This is a genomic window from Tahibacter sp., from assembly GCF_035481375.1.
Classification (GTDB): Bacteria; Pseudomonadota; Gammaproteobacteria; order Xanthomonadales; family Rhodanobacteraceae; genus Tahibacter.
Genome location: NZ_DATIGT010000341.1, coordinates 1 through 7510, shown reverse-complemented (window position 1 = coordinate 7510; position 7510 = coordinate 1). Strand labels below are relative to the sequence as shown.

Annotated in this window: 6 protein-coding genes and 1 pseudogene; 4 read left to right on the top strand and 3 right to left on the bottom strand. The window is 66.8% G+C overall.

The features are described from left to right. The coding region (locus VLF18_RS22590; protein ID WP_325281887.1) for an AAA family ATPase at positions 1-1075 on the bottom strand (1075 nt) is incomplete at its 3' end. Between the two features lie 129 nt (positions 1076-1204). On the opposite strand from VLF18_RS22590, the gene hrcA reads away from it, so the two are divergent. The 4 genes from hrcA to dnaJ all read left to right on the top strand — a co-directional run bounded on the left by hrcA (position 1205) and on the right by dnaJ (position 6178). After that, positions 1205-2263 (top strand): heat-inducible transcriptional repressor HrcA, encoded by a 1059-nt coding sequence (gene hrcA / locus VLF18_RS22585; RefSeq protein WP_325281886.1) that lies wholly within the window; start codon positions 1205-1207, stop codon positions 2261-2263. A 104-nt stretch (positions 2264-2367) separates the two neighbouring features. Continuing rightward, positions 2368-2904, top strand: a complete 537-nt coding sequence (grpE, locus tag VLF18_RS22580) for a nucleotide exchange factor GrpE (RefSeq protein WP_325281885.1) — start codon at positions 2368-2370, stop codon at positions 2902-2904. Positions 2905-3024: 120 nt separating this feature from the next. Next, positions 3025-4941: a molecular chaperone DnaK gene (gene dnaK / locus VLF18_RS22575; RefSeq protein WP_325281884.1), complete on the top strand. Its 1917-nt coding sequence runs from the start codon at positions 3025-3027 to the stop codon at positions 4939-4941. A gap of 109 nt (positions 4942-5050) precedes the next feature. After that, positions 5051-6178: a molecular chaperone DnaJ gene (gene dnaJ / locus VLF18_RS22570; RefSeq protein WP_325281883.1), complete on the top strand. Its 1128-nt coding sequence runs from the start codon at positions 5051-5053 to the stop codon at positions 6176-6178. A 207-nt stretch (positions 6179-6385) separates the two neighbouring features. Here the strand turns inward: dnaJ and VLF18_RS22565 are convergent, their stop codons facing one another. Next, positions 6386-6898, bottom strand: coding sequence for a phasin family protein (locus VLF18_RS22565; RefSeq protein WP_325281882.1), 513 nt, complete (start codon positions 6896-6898; stop codon positions 6386-6388). 152 nt (positions 6899-7050) lie between these two features. Continuing rightward, positions 7051-7510 (bottom strand): annotated as a pseudogene (locus VLF18_RS22560) (lectin subunit beta); the annotation flags it as partial.

Genomic DNA, 7510 nt, shown 5'->3' with positions numbered 1-7510 from the left:
CCCTGCGGTAGTCGGCGACCGCGGCGGCGCGTTCGCGTTCCAGCGTTTCCAGCCGCGAGCCGGCGTTGCGCAACGCGTCGACTTCGCCGCGGATTTCTTCGGCGCGGATCTTCAGCTCGCCCATCGGCAGCCTGTGCCGGCGCGACAGCTCGTGGAGTTTCGACAGTTGCGTCTCGGTATCGGCCAAGCGCTCCGGGTCGACTTCGAGGCCGTCCTGATAGCGTGACAGCGCGTCGCCGATTTCGCCGAGCTGGATCTCGAGGCTTTCGACCGCCTCGGCTGTCGGTGCGAGCACCGGGTCGAGTTCGGCGAGACGGGCCAGCTCCTGGCGCGCGCGCGCGAGCGAGCGGCGCAGCGCGAACTCGCTGTCGCCGTCGATGAGATCGGCGACCGCAGCACTGCCGGCGACGAGCTGGCCCGCGTTCGCGAGCCGCTTGTGCAGGTCGTTCAGTTCGGCGAGTTCCGCTTCGCCGAGTGCGTGACGATCGAGCTCGTCGAGCTGGCGTTCGAGCAGCGCGAGCTGCTCGCCGTGATCGCCGCCGCTGCTGATCGCGGCGATGCGCTGTCCGATCTCGCGCCAGCGTCGCGCCGGCTCGCGGACCGCGGCGCGTTCGGCGGCGTGGTCGCCGAACGCGTCGAGCAGTTCGAGCTGGTGGCCGCGGTCGAGCAGGGCCTGATGTTCGTGCTGGCCGTGGATCTCGATCAGGCGTTCGGCCAGCGAGGACAGCTGCGCGAGCGTCACGGGGCGGCCGTTGATCCAGGCGCGCGAACTGCCTTCGGCGCGGATCACGCGGCGCAGCCGGCAGGCGCCGTCGTCGTCGAGTTCCTCGGCGGCCAGCCAGTCGCGGGCGGCCGGCGCGGCGGCGATGTCGAATTCGGCGGTGAGCTCGGCGCGTTCGCAGCCGGCGCGGATCACGCCGGCGTCGGCGCGGCCGCCGCCGAGCAGCAGCAGCGCGTCGACGAGCAGGGACTTGCCGGCGCCGGTTTCGCCCGTGACGACGCTCAGGCCGGTCTGGAACGCGATGTCGGCCTCGCCGACGATGGCAAAGTCCTTGACGTACAGCGAGCGCAGCATCGCGTTTTCCGGGCGCAGGGCGAGGGCGCGCACTCTAGCGCGAAGGCGTCTCAAGGCCCAAGACGCGCGCGCGAAAAACCGGCGTTCGCGGCTGCGGATGCGCCGGGCGGTGCTGCTATGCTGCGGGCCATGTCGCGACACGATCCTCGCTTACCGCTCGACCCGCGCGCGCGCCAGCTGCTGCGGACGCTCGTCTCCCAGTACGTGGCCGACGGGCAGCCGGTCGGGTCGCGCGCGCTGGCGCGGACCTCGGGTCTCGACGTCAGTCCGGCCACGATCCGCAACGTCATGTCCGACCTGGAGGAACTCGGCCTCGTCGCGGCGCCGCATACCTCGGCCGGTCGCGTGCCGACGGTACAGGGCTATCGCGTCTTCGTCGATTCGCTGCTCGAACTGCGGCCGCTGGGCGAACCCCAGGTCGAGGAACTGCGGCGCGAGCTGCCGGCGGTGGCGACGACGCCGGATCTGCTCAACAGCGCATCGTCGCTCTTGTCCCAGGTCACCCATTTCGTCGGCGTCGTGACCGTGCCGCGGCACCAGGAAGTCCCGTTCCGTCACATCGACTTCGTGCCGCTGGACCAGCGCCGCACGCTGGTCATTCTCGTGTTCGTCGACGGCCAGGTGCAGAACCGGGTGATCGAGCTCGAACGCGCGTATACCGCCAGCGAACTCGAACAGGTTTCCAATTTCCTCAACGCGCAGTTCTCCGGGCAGCGCCTCGACGAGATCCGCCTGCGCCTGCTGCGCGACATGCAGGAAACCAGCAACCAGATGAACCGGCTCATGGCCACGACCGTCGAGCTGGCGCAGGCCGCTTTCCAGACGCCGCCGCAGCCGGACATGTTCGTGGCCGGCCAGACCAACCTGATGGGCGTGCACGACCTGTCCAATCTCGAACGCCTGCGCGAGCTGTTCGAGGCGTTCCAGCGCAAGCGCGACCTGCTCGCCGTGCTCGAACGCTGCGCGCGCGCCGAGGGCGTGCGCCTGTTCATCGGCGAGGAGTCGGGCTTTGCGGCGCTCGACAACTACAGCCTCGTGACCGCGCCCTACGGCGTCGAGGGGCGCGTGCTCGGGGTGCTCGGCGTGATCGGCCCGACGCGCATGGCCTACGACCGGGTCATCCCGGTCGTCCAGGCCACGGCGCAGATCCTGTCCGGCGCCTTGAACCGCAACCAGACGCCCCAATAGCAAGCCGGCCTGTCAATCCGTATCATGCCGCGCCCTGCGGGATGTACGGAGTTTTCCGACCATCCCGCGCCCGTGGGGACGGGAAGCAACTCGCCGGAGCTTGAATGCAAAACACCGAATCGACCGCGCCCGACGCACCGGGCGGCGAAGGCATGTCCGCTGCCGAAGCGGCCGTGAATGCCGACATGGAAGCGCTGAGTCAGCAACTGGCCGTGGCCGAGGCCGCCGTCGCCGAGATGCGCGATGTGCTGCTGCGCGAACGCGCCGACCTCGAAAACCAGCGCCGCCGTCTCCAGCGCGACCTGGAAAACGCCCGAAAATTTGCCAACGAACGCCTGCTGTCCGACCTGCTGCCGGTCTGCGACGGCCTCGAAAGCGGCCTGGCCGTCGAGACGGCCGATGTGGCCGCGATGCGCCAGGGTCTCGATCTCACCTACAAAGCATTGCTCAAGGTCGCCGAGTCCAACGGGCTCAAGGCCGTAAAACCGACCAACCAGCCGTTCAATCCGGAGCTGCACCAGGCCGTCAGCATGATCGACAGCCCGGCGCACGCCTCGGGCACGGTCGTCAACACGCTGCAGACCGGCTACGTACTCAACGACCGGCTGCTGCGGCCGGCCATGGTCGTCGTCGCGAACTGAGACGGCGCGGCACGTCGGGCAAGATGCCCGGCGCCGATCTTGAATAACCGCTGCGCGACTACAGATACCGCGGCAGCAGCGATCCGGCAGGGTCGAAGAACCAATTCGAGGAGCTAAGCAATGGGCAAGATCATCGGTATCGACCTGGGCACGACCAACTCGTGCGTGGCGATCATGGAAGGCAACACGGCGCGCGTCATCGAGAACTCCGAAGGCGACCGCACGACCCCGTCCATCGTCGCGTTCACGAAAGACGGCGAGACACTCGTAGGCGCGCCGGCCAAGCGCCAGGGTGTCACGAATCCCAAGAACACGTTCTATGCGGTGAAGCGCCTGATCGGCCGCAAGTTCACCGATGCCGAAGTCAAGAAAGACCTCGATCTCGTGCCCTATGCGATCGTCGCGCATGAAAACGGCGACGCCTGGGTCGCGACGAGCGACGGCAAGAAGATGGCCCCGCCGGAAGTCTCGGCGAAGGTCCTCATGAAGATGAAGAAAACCGCCGAAGACTTCCTCGGCGAACCGGTCACCGAAGCGGTCATCACGGTGCCGGCCTATTTCAACGACTCGCAGCGCCAGGCGACCAAGGACGCCGGCCGGATCGCCGGTCTCGAAGTCAAGCGCATCATCAACGAGCCGACCGCGGCGGCCCTGGCCTATGGCCTCGACAAGGCCGGCGGAAAGGACAAGAAGATCGCCGTGTACGACCTCGGCGGCGGCACGTTCGACGTGTCGATCATCGAGATTGCCGACATCGACGGCGAGAAGCAGTTCGAAGTGCTCGCGACGAACGGTGATACGTTCCTCGGCGGCGAAGACTTCGACAAGCGCGTCATCGACTATCTCGTCGAAGAATTCAAGAAGGACCAGGGCATCGACCTGCGCAACGATCCGCTCGCGCTGCAGCGCCTGAAGGACGCCGCCGAGCGCGCGAAGATCGAGCTGTCCTCGTCGCACCAGACCGAAGTCAACCTGCCGTACGTGACGGCCGACGCGTCGGGTCCGAAGCACCTCAACATCAAGCTCACGCGCGCCAAGCTCGAAGCGCTGGTCGACGACCTCGTCAAGAAGACGATCGAGCCGTGCCGCATCGCGCTCAACGACGCGGGCCTGCGCGTTTCCGACATCACCGAAGTCATCCTCGTCGGCGGCATGACCCGCATGCCGAAGGTACAAGAGGCCGTCAAGGACTTCTTCGGCAAGGAACCGCGCAAGGACGTCAACCCGGACGAAGCCGTTGCCGTCGGCGCGGCGATCCAGGGCGGCGTGCTCGGCGGCACGGTCAAGGACGTGCTGCTGCTCGACGTGACCCCGCTGTCGCTCGGCATCGAAACCGCCGGCGGCGTGTTCACGAAGCTCATCGAGAAGAACACGACGATCCCGACCAAGGCCTCGCAGATCTTCTCGACCGCCGACGACAACCAGACCGCCGTCACCGTGCACGTGCTGCAGGGCGAGCGCGAACGCGCGAGCGCGAACAAGTCGCTCGGCAAGTTCGATCTGTCGGGCATCGAGCCGGCGCCGCGCGGCATGCCGCAGATCGAAGTCGGCTTCGACATCGACGCGAACGGCATCCTGCACGTCCAGGCCAAGGACAAGAAGACCGGAAAGGAACAGCGCATCGAGATCAAGGGCAGCTCGGGCCTGTCCGACGACGAGATCCAGCGCATGGTCCGCGACGCCGAGGCGAACAAGGAAGAAGACAAGAAGTTCCACGAGCTCGTCGGCTCGCGCAACAAGGCCGATCAGCTCGTGCACGCGGTCCGCGACGCGATCAAGAACCACGGCGGCAAGGTCGCCGACCAGATCGGCCGCATCGAGGAAGCGCTGAGCGATCTCGAAAAAGTCATGAAGGGCGACGACAAGGCGGCAATCGACACGCGCACGACCAAGCTCGAAGAAGTCGCGCAGCCGCTGTTCGCGGCGGCGCAGGGCCAGGGCGGCGACGCCGGTCCGCAGGCGCAGGCCGGTGCCGGCGGTGCCGCGGCCGACGACGTCGTCGATGCCGAGTTCACCGAAGTCAACGACAAGAAGTAAGGCGCCATCCGGCTAGAAAATCAGAACGGACAGTCCGAACGACTGTCCGTTTTGTTTATCGGCCGGGCCAATCGAAACAGGGGAACAGCCGGCCGCGGCAATCACGATCATGAGCAAGCGCGACTACTACGAAATCCTCGGCGTCGAGAAGACTGCCAATGAGGACGATCTCAAGAAAGCCTTCCGCCGTCTCGCGATGAAGTACCACCCGGACCGCAATCCGGACGCCGACGCGCAGGAGAAGTTCAAGGAAGCCAAGGAGGCCTACGAGATCCTCTGCGACACGCCCAAGCGCGCGCTCTACGACCAGTACGGCCACGCGGCCTTCGAACAGGGCGGCGGCATGGGCGGCGGCCGCGGCGGCTTCCATGGCGCCGACGTCGGCGACATCTTCGGCGACATCTTCGGCGACATCTTCGGCGGCGGCCGTTCCGGTCGCCCGCGTCGCGGCGCCGATCTGCGCTACATCCTCGAGCTCGACCTCGAGGAAGCCGTCTTCGGCATCGAGCGCACGATCGAAGTGCCGACGCTCGTGGCCTGCAAGACCTGCGAGGGTTCCGGCAGCAAGGACGGCAAGACGTCCACCTGCGCGACCTGCCGCGGCCATGGCCGCGTGCGCATGCAGCAGGGCATCTTCTCGGTGCAGCAGGTCTGTCCGCACTGCGCCGGCACCGGCAAGACCGTGTCGAATCCGTGCAAGGACTGCCGCGGCGAAGGCCGCGTCGAGGACGAGCGCACGCTGCAGGTCAAGATTCCGGCCGGCGTGGACTCCGGCGACCGCATCCGCCTCGCGGGGCAGGGCGAAGCCGGGCCTTCGGGCAGCGAAGCCGGCGATCTCTACGTCGAAGTCCGCGTGCGCGAGCACGCGATCTTCCAGCGCGAAGGCGACGATCTCTACTGCGAAGTGCCGATCCGTTTCACCCAGGCCGCACTCGGCGCCGACCTCAAAGTGCCGACGCTCGACGGCGAAGCCGTCATCACGCTGCCGGCCGAAACCCAGACCGGCAAGCTGTTCCGCCTGCGCGGCAAGGGTGTCAAGAACGTGCGTTCGGGCCGCCTCGGCGACCTGCATTGCCGCGTCGTCGTGGAGACACCGGTGAAGCTCACGCGCCGCCAGCGCGAATTGCTCGAGGATCTCGAGAGCACCTTCGAAGGCGCCGAGTCCGGCGCACACACGCCGCGTGCGAACTCCTGGTTCGACGGCGTCAAGCAGTTCTGGGAACGCATGACGTCGTGAGTTGACGGAATCGGCAACGGGGAATCGTGAAAGCGGAGCGGGCATCGGTGCGACGGCGCCGCTCTGCTTCGAACGATTCCCGATTTATACAAAAAAGCCCGTCAACCAGAAACCGGGGGGAGGGATCCCGGAGTCGTTGGTGATTGACGGGCTGAAAAACCGACGGCCGCGGGTGCGGCCGGCGTTGTGATGAATCGGTTGCGGTAGTTATTCGGCAGCGGCCGCCGGCTTGGCCTTCGGCTGACGCTTGGCCTTGACCGGAGCGGCGGCGGGCTTGGCTGCGCGGGCCGGCTTCGGGTTCAGCTTGCGGATCTCGCGCGAGAGTTCCTCGACGCGTTCGGCGATCTCGTTGAGTTCCTTGCGGCCCGGAACGCCGAGCTTGCCGAGCGAACGCGACACGCGTTCCTCGAAAACCTTTTCCAGTTTGTCCCAGGTTTCCTGCGTGCGTTCCTTGACCTGGCTGACGCTGCTTTCGACGGCGCCGCGGACTTCGTCGGCCTTGCCCATCGCGAGCTTGCGGGTCTTCTGCTCGAGGCTGACGCCTTCGCGCACCAGCGAGTCGAACAGGCGGGTGCCTTCTTCCTGCGCCTTGGCGAACGCGCCGAGGCCGGCCAGCCAGATCTGCTGTGCGGAATCCATGATCGACTTGCCGAGGTTGTTGTCCGCCGACTTCGGCGCCGACTTGCCCTTGGCCTTGGCTTTCAGTTTCGGTTTGCTCATACGACGCTCCTCGTGGGGACTCCCGGTACGCAAATGCGCCCAAGATTGCGCGGCAGTCTCGGGGCGGGGGCTAGAATAATCACACTATGCATGGCGCGCGCCATCGCGATCGCGAGTGGCGGCGCTGCTGCAATGTGAAATTATTTCTATTGCTATGAGTGGACTCGTTGCACTTTGTGCGGGCGGCGCCGCGGCTCCGGCGCAACCAGCGCCTGCAGTTCGTCCAGCGCACGGCGCAGCTGCGCCGTCGCCGGGGTCTGCGGCGCGGGCGCCGGACCGATTCCCGCGCGCAGGCCGCGCTGCGTGTCGTCGAGCACGGCCGAATCGAACGACAGACCGTGGCGCGCGAACACCGGTTCGAGTTCCGACCGGCGCGCACGCAGGTCGGACAGCGTCGAGCGATAGGCGTGTTCGGCGACCTGCAGCCGGTTGTCGTAGCTGAAGACGTTGGTGAAGAACATGCGTGCGTCGTCGGCGTTCGGCTCGAACAGCACGACATCGGCGTTGGCGTAGTGGCTGCGGTATTTCGACAGGCTCGCCTGCATGCGCGACTGCAGCAGCGTGCGAAAGGTCTGCGACAGCACCGCGGGCAGGCCGCGTTCGACGAGGCTC